Source organism: Bacillus sp. Root920 (assembly GCF_001429445.1).
Lineage (GTDB): Bacteria > Bacillota > Bacilli > Bacillales > Bacillaceae > Bacillus > Bacillus safensis.
Map to the genome: position 1 here is coordinate 240,761 of NZ_LMJV01000001.1, position 17,957 is coordinate 258,717.

20 protein-coding genes are annotated in these 17,957 nt (G+C 42.8%); 16 read left to right on the forward strand and 4 right to left on the reverse strand.

Going from position 1 to position 17,957, the window contains the following annotated elements:
• Window positions 1-318 precede the first annotated feature (318 nt).
• The 6 genes from ASE42_RS00940 (at window position 319) to ASE42_RS00965 (ending at window position 6,850) form a co-directional block, all read left to right on the forward strand.
• Window positions 319-1,761 (forward strand): PTS mannitol transporter subunit IICB, encoded by a 1,443-nt coding sequence (locus tag ASE42_RS00940; RefSeq protein ID WP_024427324.1) that lies wholly within the window; start codon window positions 319-321, stop codon window positions 1,759-1,761.
• Window positions 1,762-1,856: 95 nt separating this feature from the next.
• Window positions 1,857-2,291 (forward strand): PTS sugar transporter subunit IIA, encoded by a 435-nt coding sequence (locus ASE42_RS00945; protein ID WP_012008933.1) that lies wholly within the window; start codon window positions 1,857-1,859, stop codon window positions 2,289-2,291.
• 1 nt (window position 2,292) lies between these two features.
• The gene (locus ASE42_RS00950) at window positions 2,293-3,414 is read left to right on the forward strand and encodes a mannitol-1-phosphate 5-dehydrogenase (protein WP_056765155.1); all 1,122 of its coding nucleotides are present in this window, start codon (window positions 2,293-2,295) and stop codon (window positions 3,412-3,414) included.
• A 99-nt stretch (window positions 3,415-3,513) separates the two neighbouring features.
• Complete coding sequence (locus ASE42_RS00955; RefSeq protein ID WP_056765159.1) at window positions 3,514-5,262, forward strand: methyl-accepting chemotaxis protein; 1,749 nt, start codon at window positions 3,514-3,516, stop codon at window positions 5,260-5,262.
• Window positions 5,263-5,568: 306 nt separating this feature from the next.
• A complete protein-coding gene (locus ASE42_RS00960) occupies window positions 5,569-6,411 on the forward strand; it encodes an SDR family NAD(P)-dependent oxidoreductase (RefSeq protein ID WP_024425546.1) in 843 nt (280 codons plus the stop codon).
• A gap of 43 nt (window positions 6,412-6,454) precedes the next feature.
• Window positions 6,455-6,850, forward strand: a complete 396-nt coding sequence (locus ASE42_RS00965; protein WP_024427328.1) for a MerR family transcriptional regulator — start codon at window positions 6,455-6,457, stop codon at window positions 6,848-6,850.
• A gap of 322 nt (window positions 6,851-7,172) precedes the next feature.
• Here ASE42_RS00965 and ASE42_RS00970 read toward each other — a convergent pair whose 3' ends face one another.
• Genes ASE42_RS00970 through ASE42_RS00980 form a run of 3 tightly spaced genes read right to left on the reverse strand, consistent with a single transcriptional unit; the run spans window position 7,173 to window position 8,128 of the window.
• Window positions 7,173-7,406 (reverse strand): DUF2651 family protein, encoded by a 234-nt coding sequence (locus tag ASE42_RS00970; protein WP_056765161.1) that lies wholly within the window; start codon window positions 7,404-7,406, stop codon window positions 7,173-7,175.
• 25 nt (window positions 7,407-7,431) lie between these two features.
• Entirely contained in the window at window positions 7,432-7,725 is a 294-nt protein-coding gene (locus ASE42_RS00975; protein WP_056765165.1) for a DUF5316 family protein, read from the reverse strand.
• 25 nt (window positions 7,726-7,750) lie between these two features.
• Window positions 7,751-8,128 carry a VOC family protein gene (locus ASE42_RS00980; protein WP_025093624.1) on the reverse strand — a complete coding sequence of 126 codons (378 nt, stop codon included), beginning with the start codon at window positions 8,126-8,128 and terminating at the stop codon, window positions 7,751-7,753.
• Between the two features lie 184 nt (window positions 8,129-8,312).
• Between ASE42_RS00980 and ASE42_RS00985 the strand changes: the two genes are divergently transcribed.
• From ASE42_RS00985 to ASE42_RS01020, 8 genes are all read left to right on the forward strand, one after another.
• Window positions 8,313-8,582, forward strand: a complete 270-nt coding sequence (locus ASE42_RS00985; RefSeq protein WP_080652949.1) for an excalibur calcium-binding domain-containing protein — start codon at window positions 8,313-8,315, stop codon at window positions 8,580-8,582.
• Between the two features lie 128 nt (window positions 8,583-8,710).
• Window positions 8,711-9,466, forward strand: a complete 756-nt coding sequence (locus ASE42_RS00990; protein ID WP_082580641.1) for a Cof-type HAD-IIB family hydrolase — start codon at window positions 8,711-8,713, stop codon at window positions 9,464-9,466.
• A 182-nt stretch (window positions 9,467-9,648) separates the two neighbouring features.
• Window positions 9,649-10,407: a LamB/YcsF family protein gene (locus ASE42_RS00995; protein ID WP_056765168.1), complete on the forward strand. Its 759-nt coding sequence runs from the start codon at window positions 9,649-9,651 to the stop codon at window positions 10,405-10,407.
• A 26-nt stretch (window positions 10,408-10,433) separates the two neighbouring features.
• Window positions 10,434-11,651: an NRAMP family divalent metal transporter gene (locus tag ASE42_RS01000; RefSeq protein ID WP_025093622.1), complete on the forward strand. Its 1,218-nt coding sequence runs from the start codon at window positions 10,434-10,436 to the stop codon at window positions 11,649-11,651.
• A gap of 5 nt (window positions 11,652-11,656) precedes the next feature.
• The gene (locus tag ASE42_RS01005) at window positions 11,657-12,448 is read left to right on the forward strand and encodes a putative hydro-lyase (RefSeq protein ID WP_041106507.1); all 792 of its coding nucleotides are present in this window, start codon (window positions 11,657-11,659) and stop codon (window positions 12,446-12,448) included.
• Between the two features lie 18 nt (window positions 12,449-12,466).
• Window positions 12,467-13,213: a 5-oxoprolinase subunit PxpB gene (gene pxpB, locus ASE42_RS01010; protein WP_056765171.1), complete on the forward strand. Its 747-nt coding sequence runs from the start codon at window positions 12,467-12,469 to the stop codon at window positions 13,211-13,213.
• Window positions 13,210-14,256 carry a biotin-dependent carboxyltransferase family protein gene (locus tag ASE42_RS01015; protein ID WP_056765174.1) on the forward strand — a complete coding sequence of 349 codons (1,047 nt, stop codon included), beginning with the start codon at window positions 13,210-13,212 and terminating at the stop codon, window positions 14,254-14,256. The genes pxpB and ASE42_RS01015 overlap by 4 nt, the downstream gene beginning before the upstream one ends.
• Window positions 14,240-15,010 (forward strand): IclR family transcriptional regulator, encoded by a 771-nt coding sequence (locus ASE42_RS01020; protein ID WP_024427337.1) that lies wholly within the window; start codon window positions 14,240-14,242, stop codon window positions 15,008-15,010. The genes ASE42_RS01015 and ASE42_RS01020 overlap by 17 nt, the downstream gene beginning before the upstream one ends.
• Before the next feature lie 33 nt (window positions 15,011-15,043).
• Here the strand turns inward: ASE42_RS01020 and ASE42_RS01025 are convergent, their stop codons facing one another.
• A complete protein-coding gene (locus ASE42_RS01025) occupies window positions 15,044-15,679 on the reverse strand; it encodes an FMN-dependent NADH-azoreductase (protein ID WP_024425558.1) in 636 nt (211 codons plus the stop codon).
• Window positions 15,680-16,085: 406 nt separating this feature from the next.
• On the opposite strand from ASE42_RS01025, the gene ASE42_RS01030 reads away from it, so the two are divergent.
• Entirely contained in the window at window positions 16,086-16,718 is a 633-nt protein-coding gene (locus tag ASE42_RS01030) for a GDSL-type esterase/lipase family protein (protein ID WP_056765176.1), read from the forward strand.
• 88 nt (window positions 16,719-16,806) lie between these two features.
• Window positions 16,807-17,889 (forward strand): C45 family autoproteolytic acyltransferase/hydolase, encoded by a 1,083-nt coding sequence (locus ASE42_RS01035; protein ID WP_056765179.1) that lies wholly within the window; start codon window positions 16,807-16,809, stop codon window positions 17,887-17,889.
• Window positions 17,890-17,957 lie beyond the last annotated feature (68 nt).

Here is a 17,957-nt window from a genome sequence, read left to right on the forward strand (position 1 = left end):
TTTGATCAATTATAAGCCTATTCGATTTAAGAAGAGGAAACAAGAAGAGACCATTTGAAAGTTGTGAAATTCCCATGAATTTTGCTTCAAAACAACAGCAGATCAACCTTTTCTCCCCTTTTGTATTGGGATCTGAAGGTGATGTCACATCATTTTTCAATTTTGTCACACACTATGTGACAAAGTGACATTTAGTTTCAATTGAAGAGAAAGTGAAAGCGTTTTACGATAGGCATAAGGGCTTCACTGAATCTTGTTCTTATATCTTTTGACCTATAAAGCCCTAAATAAAGGGAGAGAAGAAAGGAGTTTTCATAGATGCAGGAAAAAAGCGGATTTCGCGTAAAAGTACAGCGCTTCGGAAGCTATTTAAGCGGTATGATCATGCCGAATATTGGAGCGTTTATCGCTTGGGGACTCATCACAGCATTGTTCATTCCAAGTGGTTATTTTCCAAATGAACAATTAAATACACTTGTTGGACCAATGATCAACTACTTGCTGCCGCTCTTAATCGGTTACACAGGCGGGAAGCTCGTATATGACCATCGAGGCGGGGTACTCGGTGCAACCGCTACGATTGGGGTTATTGTCGGTTCGGACATCCCAATGTTTCTAGGCGCAATGATCATGGGGCCGCTTGGCGGTTATCTCATTAAGAAAATCGACCAGCTGTTCAAAGACCGAATCAGATCAGGCTTTGAAATGCTGATTAATAACTTTAGTGCAGGTATTCTAGGTGCCATTTTAGTCGCGATTGCTTTCTACGCCATCGGTCCAGTGGTACTAGGCCTGAATAAAGCCCTTGCGGCAGGTGTAGATATCATTGTCAATGCACATTTACTTCCGCTGGCAAGTATCTTCATTGAACCAGCGAAAGTATTGTTCTTAAACAATGCCATTAACCAAGGGATTTTAGGTCCATTAGGAGTAGAGCAAGCGGCGAAGACAGGCCAGTCCGTTCTGTTCTTGCTTGAAACAAACCCAGGGCCAGGTCTCGGTGTTCTTCTAGCTTACATGTTCTTTGGAAGAGGGACGGCAAAGCAGTCTGCACCGGGTGCGATTGTCATTCAATTTTTAGGGGGAATCCATGAGATTTACTTCCCATACATCTTAATGAAGCCAAAGCTCATTTTGGCTGTTATTGCTGGGGGAGCAAGCGGCGTTCTGACCTTTACACTGTTAAATGCAGGCTTAAAGGCTGTGCCGTCACCAGGAAGTATCATCGCTCTTATGCTCATGTCACCAAAAGGCGGCCACCTTGCCGTTCTAGCAGGTGTTGTCGTGGCAGCGGTCGTATCGTTCCTTGTCGCTTCTGTCATTTTAAAAGCGTCAAAAGCAGTGGACGAAGACTTAACAGCAGCAACAGAAAAAATGCAAGACATGAAAGGCAAGAAAAGTGCAGCAGCAGCTGCTCTTACAGCACAAAAAGAAGGTGCTGAAGCAAGCGAGCAAGCAGCATCTCCAGATGAAATCAATCCAGATAACGTGAACAAAATCATCTTTGCCTGTGATGCAGGAATGGGCTCAAGTGCGATGGGCGCATCCGTCTTAAAGAATAAAGTCAAAAAGGCAGAGCTTGATATTGATGTAACAAATACATCCATCAGCAACATCCCAGATGATGCCGATGTGGTCTTTACTCATAAAGATTTAACAGATAGAGCCAAGGCAAAACTGCCAGGAGCTGTCCATATCTCAGTTGATAATTTCTTAAACAGCCCGAAATACGATGAGCTGATTGAGAAATTGAAAAAATAACATGACGAAACGGGTTGAGTCCAATTTTTCCTAATTGAACTCCCCGTTTTGGTTGTTTTCTGATTTTCTATTCTAAAAAAGGTGTGTGATCTTTCATGAAACAAGTACTTTCAAAAGACAATATTTTTCTAAACGAACAAGCGGGCTCTAAAGAAGAAGCCATTAAAAAAGCAGGCGAAGTCTTAGTGGCAAACGGTTATGTCACAAGTGATTATGTGGACAAAATGTTTGAAAGAGAAAACATTTCTTCTACATTTATGGGCAATGGAATTGCCATTCCTCATGGAACAGAGGATGCGAAAGCGGCTGTCCTTCATTCAGGAATTTCCATTATCCAAATTCCAGATGGCGTTGAATATGGCGAGGGGAATATTGCTAAAGTTGTATTTGGTATCGCTGGTAAAAACAATGAACATCTCGATATTCTTTCTCAAATTGCGATTGTCTGTTCAGAGGAAGAAAACGTAGAGCGTATCATTCATGCAAAGGATCAGGATGAACTGATTGCCATCTTTAACGAGGTGAACTAACATGAAGGCACTTCATTTTGGAGCAGGAAATATTGGCAGAGGGTTTATCGGATCTTTGTTAAAAGCATCAGGCTTTGAGCTTGTTTTTACCGATGTAAATGAAGCGGTGATCAACGAGCTGAATGAAAAAGGAGAATACACGGTTGAACTCGCAGCACCAGGGCAGCAGCAAGAAGTGGTTGGTCCTGTGTCAGCCATCAATTCCGCAAAAGATCCAGCCGCATTAACAGAGGCAGTTGCAACAGCTGATCTCATTACAACAGCTGTTGGACCAGCTGTTTTGAACATCATTGCTTCATCGATTGCTGAAGGTTTAAAACAGAAAAAGCCTGATCATATCATCAACATTGTGGCATGTGAAAATATGATTGGCGGCAGCTCTCATTTAAAGGAAGCTGTTTTCTCTCATTTAACAGCTGATGAACAAGAAGCGCTGTCACACACAGTTGGTTTTCCAAACGCAGCGGTTGACCGCATTGTCCCCATTCAGCACCATGAGGACATTTTGAAAGTATCAGTCGAGCCATTTTTCGAGTGGGTCATTGATGAGACAGGCTTTATTGGAGACGTTCCTCAGATCGATGGAGCGACCTTTGTACAAGATTTGACGCCTTATATTGAGCGTAAGCTCTTTACTGTCAACACAGGACATGCACTAGCTGCTTATGTCGGGTACGAAAAAGGCGTGCAAACGATTAAAGAAGCTGTCGATACACCAGAGATTCGTCAAGTGGTCGAAGGTGCACTTCACGAAACGGGCAGTTATTTAATCGACACATATGGTTTTCAAAAAGAAGAACATGATGCGTATATCCAAAAAATCATCAAACGATTTGAAAATGCCTTTATCTCTGATGAAGTCACGCGCGTCGCACGTTCCCCGCTTAGAAAGCTTGGAGCAAATGACCGTTTAATCGGTCCAGCGAAAAAAATCAGACAGCCACAGTATTTAATTAAAGGCATTGTGGCAGCTTTGGCTTACGACTTTACTGAAGACGAAGAAGCTGTTCGTCTGCAGGCATTACGAAAAGAAAAAGGCATTGAAGGTGTGCTGGAAGAGGTATGTGGACTCTCGCCAGCAGACGATCTTTATCAAGCCATTCTTAAAGAAACAGCCCATTAATCAGAAAATCCCTTTCCAACGTGAGAAAGGGATTTTTTCTATGACTTTTTTAATACTTTTCCCTGCTTGACGATATATAAAGTAAGGGGGAATTTGTACATGAAAAAGAAAGCGTTTGCGTCAAGGAGTGTCTTTTTTCAATTAATGTCTGCCATTATCGTGATCACGATTTTAACGGGTGGACTTGTTGGAACAACGGGATATTTGTTAGCGAAACATGTATTAATTGATGCAGGGAAAGCAGATTTAAAGCACATCGTCAGCGGAGCGATGGCCACACTTGAACAGTTGAATGACCGTGTGGAGAAAAAAGAACTGACGCTTGAGCAGGCGCAAGAACAAGCCCGGCTTTACTTGAGCGGACCCAAAAATGACAACGGGAAGGGATACCAATTTCAAAAATCAGATTTTATCTATAAAAATAAAGGCTATCTGATCGCATATGGCACTGACTATTCTACCCAGGTTCATCCGGTCAACGACATTGGCGTCATTCCAGATAACACGACCAATCGTGAAAAAATGGTCGCTGGCGCTAATGCAAAAGGTGAGGATGCACACTATGTGACCTATATGGATAAGGACGATGCAACCGGCGAAGAAAAAGAAAAGCTCGCCTATATGAGCCAGTTTACGCCGTGGAATTGGAGTGTAGGTATCGCTGTCTTCCAAGACGAATTTTATAAAGAATTAGAGCAGATGAAGCTCTATATTATTCTCATTACAGCAGGTGTCGCCCTTCTGAGTCTAGGTGTCTTTTATTTAGCTGCTCGAGGAAAAGTCAGACTGCTGAAGCAAGTCACTGCTGCTTCAAAGGAAATTGCGGCGGGGAATATTGAACGCACAAACTTAAAGGAAACAACGGATGAAATCGGCCAGCTGGCAAAAGGCTTTAACCATATGTCAGGAGAGCTCAGAACACTGGTGAGCGGTTTACAGGAAACGAGCAGTCAGCTTGTTGAATCAGCGACAGATTTATCGGCGATCTCTGAAGAAACCTCAGCCAGCAGTGAAGAAATTGGACGAGCCATCGGAGACATTTCGACTGGAACACTTCATCAAGCATCCGATCTTGAAGTAGCCAATCAACAAATGACCCAGTTTAATCAATCTATTGAGAATGTTAAAGAACAGAGTGATCAAATTAAACGGATTTCCGACCAATCAAGTCAATCATCACAGCAGGGCCAGCAAATCGTACAGCAATTAAAACAATCGAATGAACAATCGATTCAGGCATCTCAAGGCATTAGAGCAGGAATCGAGCAGTTAAGTACAAAAGTACAGGATATCTCTCAAATCACAGATACGATTGAAAGCATTTCAAATGAGACGAATTTACTGGCACTGAATGCAAGTATTGAGGCAGCACGTGCAGGAGAGCATGGCAAAGGCTTCTCAGTTGTGGCGAGTGAAGTGCGGAATTTAGCTGAGCAGACAAAACAATCAGCCGTTCAAATTCAGCAAATGATCCAAGGCATTAAAGAAGAAACGACAACAACAGCTGGTATCATGTCTAACACAATGGATCGTTTTGCCGAGCTGGATGAAGCGGTGCATGCAACAGAACATGAATTCAATGCCATCTCAACATTGATTTCACAAACCATCGTTGAAACAAACGCGATGGCAAAAGAGCTGAATACATTGCTGGAGCAAAACGACCTCATCACAAAAGCGATGCACGGCGCAGCACATGTTTCTCAAGAAAATGCTGCGGCGATCGAAGAAATCACTGCATCCACAGACGAACAAGTGACAGCCATCTCAAATGTGGCAAAAGCAGCAGAAAGGCTCAATGAACTTAGCATGCGATTAAATCAGGACATTGCACGTTATCGTCTATAAATCATTTTGACGATGTATCACTTGTCAGGTACGATGAAGTTAATCAAAACCTTGCTCACGCAAACAAAAGGAGTGTTCCGGTCATGAAAAAGAAGATATTGATGTTCTTACCTTGTGGCTATGGATACTCATTTTGGTTTTATTTTTCATTAATACAAAAAGCTATCCATAATAAAGGATAGCTTTTTTTAAGGATACGAATATAAATCGCTTATGGAAATATATTAAACAAATTTCCCTTGACTTGGTGTTCACTCCAAGTAGTAATCTGTGTTTACTATCGGAAACACAGAAAGGAAGAATAAAATGAACGAACAAAATAAAGTGGTATTGATTACAGGAGCCAACTCTGGGATTGGATTGGAACTGACGAAAAAGATTCTATCTCAAGGATGGGAAGTAATTGCTGTAATTCGTTCTGACTTTCCAAATGATCAACCAATAATTATTGATGCTCTTAAAAAGAAGCTATTAAGAGTATATAAAGCTGATTTAGCCGAATTCTCCAGCCTTAGAAACGTACTTAGCCAGATTAAGAAAAGCGAGACCAAAATTGACTTGATTTTTAACAATGCAGGAGTCAGTTTTGCTGAATACAAATATTCCAAACAAGGGCGTGAAATTCATTTTGAAGTTAATACATTAGTGCCTTATATCGTTACAATGGAACTTAAAGAACTGTTACTACATGGGCAGGAGAAAACGATCATCAATACGTCTTCCAATTCTTTATTATTTTTGAAGCAATTTGACTTAAATACAGTAATCGATCCTAAGACAATTCCATTTAAAAAGATTATAGGTCCATATGCGAACAGTAAATTAGCCCTTTCCTTGTGGACGAATGGAATTGCTCCGAAGCTATTGACCGAGGGAATAAAAATTCGCAGTGTCTGCCCAGGGCCAAACAGGACGAAGTTGACCAAAGGAAAAAGAATGCCCAGTTATATTCTTCCCATAAGGAACCTTATTTTTTCTCCTCCAAGCAAAGGGGCATCTCGCTTATATGAAGCTGCTTTCAATTTCAACAACGAAATTACCGGGATTTTTGTAAACAAGGGCAAAGAAACTGCAATCAAATTCTCTGGTTATGAGGCACAAGTACTTAATCAACTGATTGATATTTACCAAAACGAGTTTCTCGTTTAGATTTTAATTAATCTATCTGTAAACAAAATTAGTAGGTGATGATTTGAATGCTTATTCTATCAAGCAAGCTTCCAAGAAAACCGGATTAACTGAAGATGCGATCCGCTATTATGAAAAAATCGGATTGCTTCCTTATGCAAAAAGAAAACGAAATGGACATCGAATATACGATGAAGAAGACATAGAGCTAATGGACCTGATCATTTGTCTGAAAAAAACAGGAATGTCATTAAATGAAATGAAAAATATTTTACAATATCCTGTAAAATATAAACTTAGTTCTGTTCCCGAATTAAAAAGAACCCTTTTAGAATATAAAGAAAAAGTGATGAATCAAATACACGATCTTCAACGTATTGTGGAGTTTATTGATTCTAAGCTAGAAAACGATGAGACCCTTTTTCGGCCTCAAAAAAATAAAGGTAACAAAAACGCTTAGTGTATGACTGGTATTTTACCTGTAGTTTAGGTATGGAGCTACCCCTTATGGGCTATTACTTAATATTTTGTTTAAATCAATAAGATGCTTCAATATAAGAGTATTTTAGTGTAAATTAGCACTTAAATGAAATGAAAAATAGCTCCTAAAGTGATAGTCTGGGACCATCTATATCCTCAGTGGGATACAATCTTTAAAACAGCTTACCCATCAATGACGGTTGCTTATGTATCAGCTTTAGGATGGCCTGAGCTGAAAATTGAAATTGAACTATGGTGTGCGGATATATGATTTAAAAAAGAACAGTTTCCACTGTTCTTTTTTACTTGAGCCGCTTTGTAATCCATCCAGCAAAGAATGTAAAGACGGTATAGACGATGACCCAAATGAGAAAGGATTCATTCCCGTCAATATAAGTGAACATGAAGATCATGCTCGCTAACAGCACAATCAAAGTAGGCACCCAAACATTCTTTAAAAAGATCGTGCCCAAAATGCCAATCAGCACAGAGAGAATAGGAAAGCCAAATACAATGAATAGAATAAAAACAGCCATATTGCGAACTCCTTTTAACAAGTGTTTACATCAAAACATAAAAGACTGACGCAGCCATGTGTGGAAGTGCAAAAATGATCACAAGAACAGCCGTATCAAGGCGCCACATGCGGTGTTCGTTTGTTTCAGAATGATAGGCTGCTCGTGTCTCTTCTCCACTTGTCCAAGCACCCATTAGCACCCCAGACATCACGACCCCAATAATTGAGATGCCGCCACTGAAAAACCCAATCCATTCAAGGTGCTGCAACAGGATAGCGGCGCTGCAAATCACAATCATTGAGCAAACACCGGCGAAAAAAGCATGTTTTTTTCTCATTCTGGTTCACTCCCTTCAAAGACAATTAGGAGACCGCATCACATATTTCAATGAAATGACCATCAGGATCAGACACATAAGCGACTGTTTGACCCCATGGTTTTTTTGCAGGTTCTTTGATGATCGAAACTCCTTTTTCCTTCATTGATGCAATCGTTTGCTCCACATCATCCACAACAAAGCCAATTTCAAACGTGTGAGACGCTTGATTTGCTCCAGGGACAGGCAGTCCGAGTGCTTCTTTGACATCCTGGCGTGAATTAATTGATAACGTCACGTCTCCAGTGTCAAACTCAACATAGGATTCAACCCTCAATTTTATTGGGAAACCAAGTACATGCTGATAGAAATGAATACTTGCCTCCACATCGTTTACATATAAAATGGTATATTTCATTTTCATGTGAAAAACTCCTTTCTTCATATACGTGTCAAAAACGGAAAGGTTTCCCACTCATTGTACCATATAGGATATAAGGTGTATTTCGTTCCAAAAAAATCAAAATATTTAGCTCAATAGTCTTGAAAAACAAAAAGTGGTGACATATGATAAAAATGTAAAAATAGAAAAAATAGGGGGATCTTACATGTTGAAAAAAATCATGGTGGCTGTCTTGTCTTTAGGACTTTTGCTAAGTTTTACACAAGTCGACACCCACACAGCAGATGCAAAAACGGTCAAGTCTTACAAAAACTGCAAAGCGCTGAACAAAGTATATAAAGGCGGCGTAGCAAAAAGCAAAAACACGAAAAACAAAGGCGGAAAAACAAAATACAAGCCTTATGTATCTAAAGCACTTTATCAAAAAAATAAGCACCTTGACCGCGATAAAGACGGCATTGCGTGTGAACGCTAAGCACATGTTAAAAAGACCTGCAACAAGGTCTTTTTTCTATGGGATCAAACTCGTCCCTTTGTGCCTTCTTCCTCTTTATATTAAAATAAAGATAGTTTCAAAAATCGATACAAAGTGGGGTACTCAATTTGTCAACACAAGCTCATAAGAAAGACATCCGATTGATTGCCATTGATATGGATGGCACGCTGTTAAACAGTGAGCACATCATTCCAGAGGAAAATAAACAAGCCATTAAAGAGGCTGAAGCAAAAGGAGTCCATGTGGTCATTAGCACAGGGCGGACACTGATGACATGCCGAGAGCTGGTTGAGCCGCTCAAGTTATCGTCTTACCTTGTGACAGCAAACGGAAGTGAAATCTGGGATTCAAACTTCCAGCTGATCGAACGGGATCTGCTGCATCCTGATCATGTCCAAATGATGTGGGATTTAAAAAATAGGTACAAAACCGATTACTGGGCTTCAACTGTGGATAAGGTGTGGAGAGGTGAATTCCCAGAACGAATTCATGACCATGAATGGTTGAAATTTGGCTTTGATATTCATGATGATGACGTTCGTGTGGAAGTCCTCAATACATTGAAAACAAATAAGCACCTAGAGATCACAAACTCAAGTCCAACGAATATTGAAGTCAATGCAGCCGGCATTAACAAAGCGGCAGCTCTTGCAAAAGTAGCAGAACGCATTGGCTGTACGATGGACAACGTCATGTCACTTGGCGACAGCCTCAATGATATGGCCATGATTCAAGAAGCCGGATTAGGCATTGCGATGGGAAATGCCCAGGAAGTGGTGAAAGAGGCCGCTGATTGGATTACGGCTCCTAACACAGAACACGGTGTGGCAAAAGCCATCCAACATTGGGTGCTGTCTAAATAAGGTGCATTTCATGACAGAAAAAGTGAGAGGACTTTGCCTCTCGCTTTTTTTGTTTTCTCCTAGTTCGATTGTTATATTTTCTGACAATTTCATGTGCAGTCTATCCAAAGTTGGTATAATCAATATAAATTCGAATATTCGGACTTTATATTCCGTATTTCGGAACAACAAGGAGGGATTCTATGTATCAAGTGGATATCAACTGTGATTTGGGAGAAAGCTTTGGTCAATACACAATCGGTGCAGACGAACAAATCTTAGAATATGTTACCTCAGCCAACATTGCTTGCGGTTTTCATGCAGGAGATCCAACGGTTATGAGAAAGACGGTCAGAATGGCACTGGATAAAGGGGTCAAAATTGGTGCACATCCTGGTTTGCAAGATTTGGCCGGCTTTGGCAGACGTCCAATGGCTATCTCCGCAGAGGAAGCCTATGATCTTGTCATCTATCAAATTGGCGCTCTATCAGCCTTTCTCAAGGCCGAGGGCGGTACGATGCAGCATGTCAAACCACACGGCGCCCTCTACAACATGGCGGCTGAAAATACTGAATTATCTGAATCGATTGCGCAGGCTGTGTATGATGTGGACCCAAACCTTGTGTTATTTGGTCTGTCAGGCAGTGAACTTGCGTTAGCAGGTGAACGAATAGGTTTGCAAGTGGCACATGAAGTGTTTTCTGATCGGACGTATCAAACAGACGGGACGCTGACATCGCGCCGCGAACCACATGCACTCATTGAAGAGGATGAACGGGCCGTCCAGCAGGTTGTTCGTATGGTGAGAGAAGGCAGGGTTCGTACAGTTCAAGGAGAAGATATCGAGCTCAAAGCAGATACGGTCTGCATTCACGGAGACGGCAGCCATGCGCTTCAATTTGCGAAGACCATTACAGCGAAGCTAAAAGAAGCCGGGATTCATCTCAAGGCCTTTCAATAAAAATCGTCATCAAAGGGGGAAACAGCATGAAAACAGAGAAAGTCAAACAAATGAAGGCACCAAAGGGGAATCGGTCTATGCTGATGGGCGCTGCCTTTTTAATGGCGACGTCCGCGATCGGACCGGGATTTTTAACACAAACAACCGTCTTCACACAGCAGCTTGCGGCTAGCTTTGGGTTTGTCATTTTGATCTCAATTTTATTAGATATTTTTGCACAAACAAATGTATGGCGCATCATTGCCGTTTCAGAAAAACGAGGTCAGGATATAGCGAATATGGTGCTCCCGGGTCTCGGCTATGTGCTGGCCTTTTTGATTGTCATTGGAGGACTTGCCTTTAACATCGGAAATATCGCTGGAGCTGGTCTCGGTTTCCAGGTAATCTTCGGAGTCGATCCGCGAATCGGCGCAGGGATCAGTGCTGTGATTGCCATTCTCATCTTTGTGATCAAAGAGGCTGGGAAAGCGATGGACCGTTTCACACAGGCAGCTGGTTTTGTCATGATTGGCCTGATGCTGTATGTGGCGATTTCAACAGCGCCGCCAGTTGGAGAAGCGGCCGTGAGAACATTTGTCCCAGAGACGATTGATATTTTATCCATTGTGACACTTGTGGGAGGAACGGTAGGCGGCTATATCGTCTTTGCTGGCGGGCATCGCTTGCTGGATGCAGGTATTAAGGGGAAGGAAGCACTGCCGCAAGTGACGAAAAGCTCTATTTTCGGTGTGTTAATTACATCTGTCATGCGTGTAGCACTTTTTCTTGCCACATTAGGAGTTGTCTCAAAAGGCTTGCAGATAGATCCATCCAACCCGCCTGCCTCTGTTTTTCAATTAGCTTCAGGAAATATCGGATATAAAATGTTCGGGATTATTATGTGGGCTGCGGCGATTACCTCCGTCATTGGAGCAGCATACACATCTGTTTCCTTTTTTAAAACCTTCTCACCAAAAATTGAGCAAAACCAGCGTGGTATCATCATTGGCTTTATTGCCCTCTCGACCATTTGTTTTATTACGATCGGAAGACCAGTGAACATCTTGATATTAGTTGGAGCAATCAATGCATTGATTTTGCCGCTCGCCCTTGGCACATTACTCGTTGCGGCGTATAAGAAAGACATTGTCGGAGATTATCGTCATCCATTCTTTTTGACAGTGACTGGTGCATTTGTTGTGGTCATTATGGCGATGATGGGCGGCTATACCATCATTAATGAAATCCCGAAACTATGGAGCTGATTCAGATGAATACTTATCAAACATATGAGCCATCACAGATGAGAGAATTGATTCGCGAAAAAAAGATCACAGGCCCAACGGCTGGCTTTGCAGAAGGGTTTGCTCAAGCCAATTTAATGATTGTCAAAAAGGAACTTGCCTTTGATTTTCTTTTATTTTGCCAGCGGAATCCGGCTGCATGTCCCTTGCTTGATGTACTGGACCCAGGTGATCCAGTGCCAAGACGGTCGGCGCCTCAAGCGGATATTCGTACGGACTTTCCTAAGTACCGTATTTACCGAAAAGGGATTCTTGAAGAAGAGGTGACAGATATCACGGCTTATTGGGAGGATGATATGGTTGCCTTTCTCATTGGATGCAGTTTTACGTTTGAGCACGCGCTTATGCTGAATGACATTCCTGTCCGCCATATTGAAGACGGTCATAACGTACCCATGTATCAAACGAATATAGCTTGTGAAAAAGCAGGAGTCTTTCATGGCCCGATGGTGGTCAGCATGAGACCCATTCCGGCGCATCAAGTCACAAGAAGTGTTCAAGTGACATCTCGATTTCCATCAGTCCATGGAGGACCGATCCATATAGGGGACCCAGCGGTGATTGGCATTTCCGATGTGAATCAGCCTGACTTTGGAGAGCCGTCTGTGATCAAAGAAGGAGAAGTCCCGGTGTTTTGGGCATGTGGTGTGACGCCGCAAGCCATTGTCATGCATACAAAACCCGACATTGCGATCACTCATGCACCCGGGCATATGTTCATCACAGATCGAAGAGATCAAAAGCTCGGTGTACTGTAGAAAGAGAGGTGTCCTCAAATGGCTTTTTCAACGATAAAAGATTCCATCACCTATCACCCGTTGGGAGATGCAGCGATCGTCATCCAAGCAGGAGCTGACATACGTGAGGAGATTCATGCACGTGTTGAGCAGCTGTTTGCATGTATTGAACAGCACCCATTTGAAGGGTATGTAGAAGCAGTTCAAGCCTTTACAAACGTGACTGTTTTTTACGAGCCTTATACCGTACATCAATCGGCCCAGCTGCAAACACAAGACCTGTCTCCGTATGAATGGGTCAAAGGCTATATTGAACAACTTCTTGAAGACAAATGGCAGGAGGGAGTTCAGGTAAAGCGCCGCATCGTTGACATTCCAGTCTGTTACGGGGGAGCGATGGGCCCTGATTTAGAAGAGGTTGCCCGTATCAATGGTTTAACGCCAGAAGAAGTCGTGCGTATTCACACTGCCGGCACGTACCTTGTCTATATGATTGGATTTGCCCCAGGGTTTCCGTTTTTAGGCGGGCTGTCTGAAAAGATCGCAGCACCACGCAGAGAAACACCAAGGATGTCCATTCCAAAAGGCTCTGTTGGTATTGCAGGAAAGCAGACAGGCGTTTATCCAATTTCCACACCCGGGGGCTGGCAGCTCATTGGACAAACCCCGCTGCCGCTTTTTCGCCCAGACGAGGAAATTCCGAGTCTATTGAAAGCAGGGGACGAGGTCAGATTTGTCCAAATGTCTGAAAAGGAATTTTTCAGCATGAAGGAGGCAGAACGTTGAGTATTCATGTCATCAAGCCAGGAATCTACACAACCATTCAAGATAAAGGGCGGCAAGGCTATCAAAAGTATGGTGTTTTAACGAGCGGCGGCATGGACCCGCTCTCACTTAGAATCGCCAACATTCTCACTGGCAACCAAGAAAACGAAGCCGTGCTGGAAGTGACGTTGATGGGGCCGGGGCCTGTGCTCACATGTGAGAAGGATCAGCTCATTGCAGTCACTGGTGCTGATGTAGAGATTGATATTGATGGAGAGCGGGCACCATTATGGAAGCCGCTCTTTGTTCGATCAGGAAGCACGATCACCTTTGGTCTTTGTAAGAGAGGCTGCCGCGTTTATCTTGCTGTAGCAGGTGGATTTGATGTGGAACCAGTCATGCAGAGCAAAAGCACCTATGTCAGAGCAGGGATCGGTGGACTGAAGGGACGACCGCTTGAAAAAGGCGATGTTCTGCCTGTTGGAGAGCCGTCTCTCGTAGCGGATCATTTGTTTGATAGGCTGAAAAATAAAGTGAAACAGGCGGGATACGGCGCACCCGATTGGACAGTGAGTCATGATCATTTTTTACCGCTGCGGAAATCACCAGTGATTCGTGTGCTGGCAGGCAGGCATCTTTCTCATTTTCAAGAAACATCTCAAACCGCGTTTTTTGAGCAGCCTTATCAGGTCACACCCCAATCAGATCGCATGGGCTGCCGGCTAAAGGGAGAGCCGGTTCATTTAAAAGAAAAGCTGGAATTGATCTCAGAAGCTGTGGCCTTTGGATCTATTCAAATTCCACCCGATGGCCAGCCGATTATTCTGCTGGCAGATCGGCAGACGACAGGCGGATACCCGCGTATTGGAGAAGTAGCGACTGTTGATTTGCCGTTTATTGCACAGGCGATGCCTGGGGCAAAGCTGTATTTTGAACAAATAGATCATCGGGATGCAGAGCAGGCGTTATTTAAGCAAGAAGCAGAACTGAGGGAGCTGGCCGCAAGAATCAAGCTGGAAGCATTCTCGTTTAGAAAAGGTGAAGAAGATGCAAAACACAAATAAAACAGTTGTGAAATCAATGGAGATTTTGCGGCTGTTTATCGCTCACGATCAATTAACATTAAATGAAATGATCGAGCTTTCCGGTATGCCGAAAACCTCTGTCCATCGCATGGCGAGCTCTTTAGCCGATATGGGACTGCTAGAAAAGCAAGAAACAGGTGTTTATCGATTAGGCTTAATGTTCCTTGAATACGGTCAGCTTGTGGCGGACCGCCTTGATATTCGAAGGATTGCAAGACCATTTATGGAAAGCTTACGCGATGAAGTAGGAGAAGCTGTACAGCTCATTGTTCGTGAGGGCGACGAAGCCATTTACGTGGAAAAGATTGAAGGTACGCAGCCTGTTCGTCTCTACACCGCCGTTGGCAGACGGTCTCCCCTATATGCGGGTGCCTGTGCGAGAAGTATTCTCTCCTTTTTGCCAGAGAGCGAGAGACTTGCCTATATTGACTCAATTGAGCTGGGGAAGATCGGAATTGGGACCATCACAGATAAAGAGGTTCTAAGAAACATGCTGGAAGAATCAAATGCGAGGGGATATACGCTAAGCTATTCTGAGCTTGAAAACTATACAGCTGCGATTGGAGCTCCTATTTTCAATCATCTGGGGGAAGTGGCAGCAGGTATTAGCATTGCAGGATTTGAAGCGGGATATCAAAAAGAACGCTTACCTTACTTAATTAAACAGGTGAAAAAAGCCGCCAGTGATATTTCGAGAGAATTAGGCTTTTCTGAACAAATAAAAAGCCAATGACCGTAAAGATCATTGGCTTTTTGTGTGCAGTTATTAGAAAGTTTTTCCTAAAGCTTTCGCACGTTCGATTGCATCTGCTTTAATTTGCTCTGCTTTCGCAGGCTCAGCATTGTGACCTTCAACGATAAGACCTTCGAAAGAAGGAATTCCGAAGAAGTTAGCGATTGTACCAAGGTAACGGTGACCTGCTTCAAGTTCAGCAGCAGGACCCTCAGAGTAGTATCCGCCACGTGCTTGGATGTGAAGAGCTTTTTTGTCTGTTAATAATCCAACAGGACCTTGCTCAGTGTATTTGAATGTTTTACCAGCTACAGCAACAGAGTCGATGTATGCTTTAAGAACTGGTGGGAATGAGAAGTTCCAAAGTGGTGAAACAAATACATATTTGTCAGCAGAAACGAATTGATCACTTAATTCGTTTAGACGAGCAACTTTCGCTTGCTCTTCAGCTGAAAGTGTATCGAAACCAGCGCCAGATTGAAGTTTGCCCCAGCCAGCGAATACATCTGCATCAATGTGAGGGATGTTTTCTTTGTACAAATCGATATGTACAACCTCGTCACTTGGATTTGCTTCCTTATAAGATTCGATAAATGCCTTAGCAGTAGCCATACTGTAAGAAACTGTTTCATCATGCGGATGTGCAGTGATGTATAAAACTTTTGCCATGTTCATTCAATCCTTTCTGTTTCGGTTATTTTTTTAGCGTATCCCAAAGGTACACTGAATATGTGGCATCTTTAATCATATTGGAATGCTATGAAAAAGATGTAACAAGCACAGTTACATGAAAACTGATATTTTCATTGTAATCACTATGTAGTTTGAAGTCAAGGTAAAAAGTCTCGAAATCAAGATAAAAAGTTTGTAAATTTTTCTGGAACGCGTAAACACGCAGTTTTCAGCGCAAAAAGCCTACTCTTATTGAACAAAAAATTGATCGATATCGCAAGTAAAGAGTTTGTAAAGGCGCTGCATCTCAAAAAAAGATGGATGCCCCTAAGTCATCTGCTACAAGCATCTGTTCTCCGGTTTCGTATATATAAGAGAAGGCAGGAGAGAGTGAGGGATAAGAGTGGGACGATCCTATGTTGCGATTGGAGATTCCTTAACAGTTGGGGTGGGGGCACGTTTATTTGGCGGAGGATTTGTTCAGCGGTTTTGGTGGATGCTTGAAAAAAAGACGCATGTACCTGTTGAGTTGTCCGTATTTGCAAAATCAGGGTTAACGACTGAGCAGATTTTACAGCTCTTCAAACGGTCAGAGGTGAGACGTTCGATTGCGGCAGCTGACATCATCACCATCACAGGCTGTGGGAATGACCTTGTTCAAGCTGTTCAGCAGTATGAGGAAGGTGAAGATGAAAAGAAACTGCTGCAAGCAGTCATACATTGTCAGGTGAATTTTAGCAAGATGATTCAAGAAATCGCTCAAATTAAAAGAGGGCAGCATCAGCCCTACTACGTGTATTTCATGAATTTATATAATCCATTTCCGCAAATACCAATAGCCGGGCGGTGGCTTCAGCAATATAATCAACAGCTTCGTTTGCTTGCTGCGAATCCGCATGTAGAAGTTGTGGATGTGTACCGGGCGTTTGAAGGACATGAAAGAGCCTACTTATCGATTGATCAATTTCACCCGAATCCTAAGGGGTATGAAGCGATGGCAGAAGCATTGTTTAAGGCATACTGTAAACAGCTGTAATCCGTGGGATTGCAGTTTTTTTCATCCTTTTCAATAAATGACGGTTTCGATATGATAAAAGAAATGAAGGCGAAAGAGGTGTGCAGGCATGGAGGAAATCAGTGCATTTTTTCAAAAGATGACAGGAACGGCTTATGAAGTAGGAAAACAGCAGGCTGTCTGGCTTAAGGAGAACCCGTTGCTAAAGACACAATATATTCGAACAGAACCGGTAACACAACAGGCTGTGAAAGAAACGAAGCAGCTGATCCGTCCCTTTCTTCCTCAATTAGATGAAGAGATTGCTGGGTTTTGTGATGAAATGCAATTAGATGAGCGTTATTTGACCTTTTTCTATTCATCTCATCTTCAGCCAGGCTGTTCCCACTGTGTGAGGCAGGGGAATATGGCGGCCGGTCAACAAACGGTCATGCTGCGTAACTATGATTTCTCCCCGATTTTTGATGATATGCGTCTTGTGACGACACATGTGAAAGGCTCAGTATATCATACAGGCTCGTCGCTGCTGTTGTTTGGCAGATCTGATGGAATGAATGAGCATGGTCTTGCTGTGACTTTCTCTGCTTGCGGTCCGCCGGTTGGCAATGAACCCGGTTTAAAGCCTCCAGCCGCCGCCGGTTTGCAGGTGTATCATGTGATTCGCTCTGTTCTGGAATCCTGTCCAACGGTTGAGGAAGCCATTCGCTCTATCGAGGAAATGCCCGTTGCCTCAAATGTTCATATCATGCTTGCCGATCGAAAAGGAAAGGCGGCTGTGATTGAAATCATTGATGGTCAAAAAAGGGTGAGAAGACCGGAGAGAGGTTATATTGCTGCAACGAACCATCCGGTAGCTGATCAAACAGCAAAAGGGATGACCAAACATCATTCTGTTGTCAGATACGATATGTTAATGGAAGCTTTAAAAGAGCAACGATCAAGTGATTCTCTTTTGAAACTGTTCCAGTCAGAATATCCTGATGGTTTGACTGTGCACAATTATGAGGAGCTGTTTGGAACGATGCGAACCGTGATGTTCCGTCCAGAAGAAGGCACAATCGATTATTGCTTTGGCTCTCCCGTATACAATCCGACTTATTCTTTAAAAGCTGGGGGTTCACTGCCTTTTCAAAAACAAAAGGTTCAATTTCATCAAAAGGATTATGGGCCTTCATTTTGGAGAAGTGTCTGATGAAACCCTTGTTTTTAATTTTGTCATAGCCGCTGTGCCAAATTCAGATCAACTTAAGATTGCAGCGC

Bases quoted from the DNA above. Each gene is read 5' to 3' on its own strand.
- ASE42_RS01025 (WP_024425558.1), bottom strand. From the start codon at position 15,679: ATGGCAAAAGTTTTATACATCACTGCACATCCGCATGATGAAACAGTT.
- ASE42_RS01035 (WP_056765179.1), top strand. From the start codon at position 16,807: ATGGAGGAAATCAGTGCATTTTTTCAAAAGATGACAGGAACGGCTTAT.
- ASE42_RS00970 (WP_056765161.1), bottom strand. From the start codon at position 7,406: ATGGCTGTTTTTATTCTATTCATTGTATTTGGCTTTCCTATTCTCTCT.
- ASE42_RS00995 (WP_056765168.1), top strand. From the start codon at position 9,649: ATGTATCAAGTGGATATCAACTGTGATTTGGGAGAAAGCTTTGGTCAA.
- ASE42_RS01000 (WP_025093622.1), top strand. From the start codon at position 10,434: ATGAAAACAGAGAAAGTCAAACAAATGAAGGCACCAAAGGGGAATCGG.
- ASE42_RS00940 (WP_024427324.1), top strand. From the start codon at position 319: ATGCAGGAAAAAAGCGGATTTCGCGTAAAAGTACAGCGCTTCGGAAGC.
- ASE42_RS00960 (WP_024425546.1), top strand. From the start codon at position 5,569: ATGAACGAACAAAATAAAGTGGTATTGATTACAGGAGCCAACTCTGGG.
- ASE42_RS00985 (WP_080652949.1), top strand. From the start codon at position 8,313: ATGTTGAAAAAAATCATGGTGGCTGTCTTGTCTTTAGGACTTTTGCTA.
- ASE42_RS01020 (WP_024427337.1), top strand. From the start codon at position 14,240: ATGCAAAACACAAATAAAACAGTTGTGAAATCAATGGAGATTTTGCGG.
- ASE42_RS00945 (WP_012008933.1), top strand. From the start codon at position 1,857: ATGAAACAAGTACTTTCAAAAGACAATATTTTTCTAAACGAACAAGCG.
- ASE42_RS00975 (WP_056765165.1), bottom strand. From the start codon at position 7,725: ATGAGAAAAAAACATGCTTTTTTCGCCGGTGTTTGCTCAATGATTGTG.
- pxpB (WP_056765171.1), top strand. From the start codon at position 12,467: ATGGCTTTTTCAACGATAAAAGATTCCATCACCTATCACCCGTTGGGA.
- ASE42_RS00950 (WP_056765155.1), top strand. From the start codon at position 2,293: ATGAAGGCACTTCATTTTGGAGCAGGAAATATTGGCAGAGGGTTTATC.
- ASE42_RS00955 (WP_056765159.1), top strand. From the start codon at position 3,514: ATGAAAAAGAAAGCGTTTGCGTCAAGGAGTGTCTTTTTTCAATTAATG.
- ASE42_RS01005 (WP_041106507.1), top strand. From the start codon at position 11,657: ATGAATACTTATCAAACATATGAGCCATCACAGATGAGAGAATTGATT.
- ASE42_RS00980 (WP_025093624.1), bottom strand. From the start codon at position 8,128: ATGAAAATGAAATATACCATTTTATATGTAAACGATGTGGAGGCAAGT.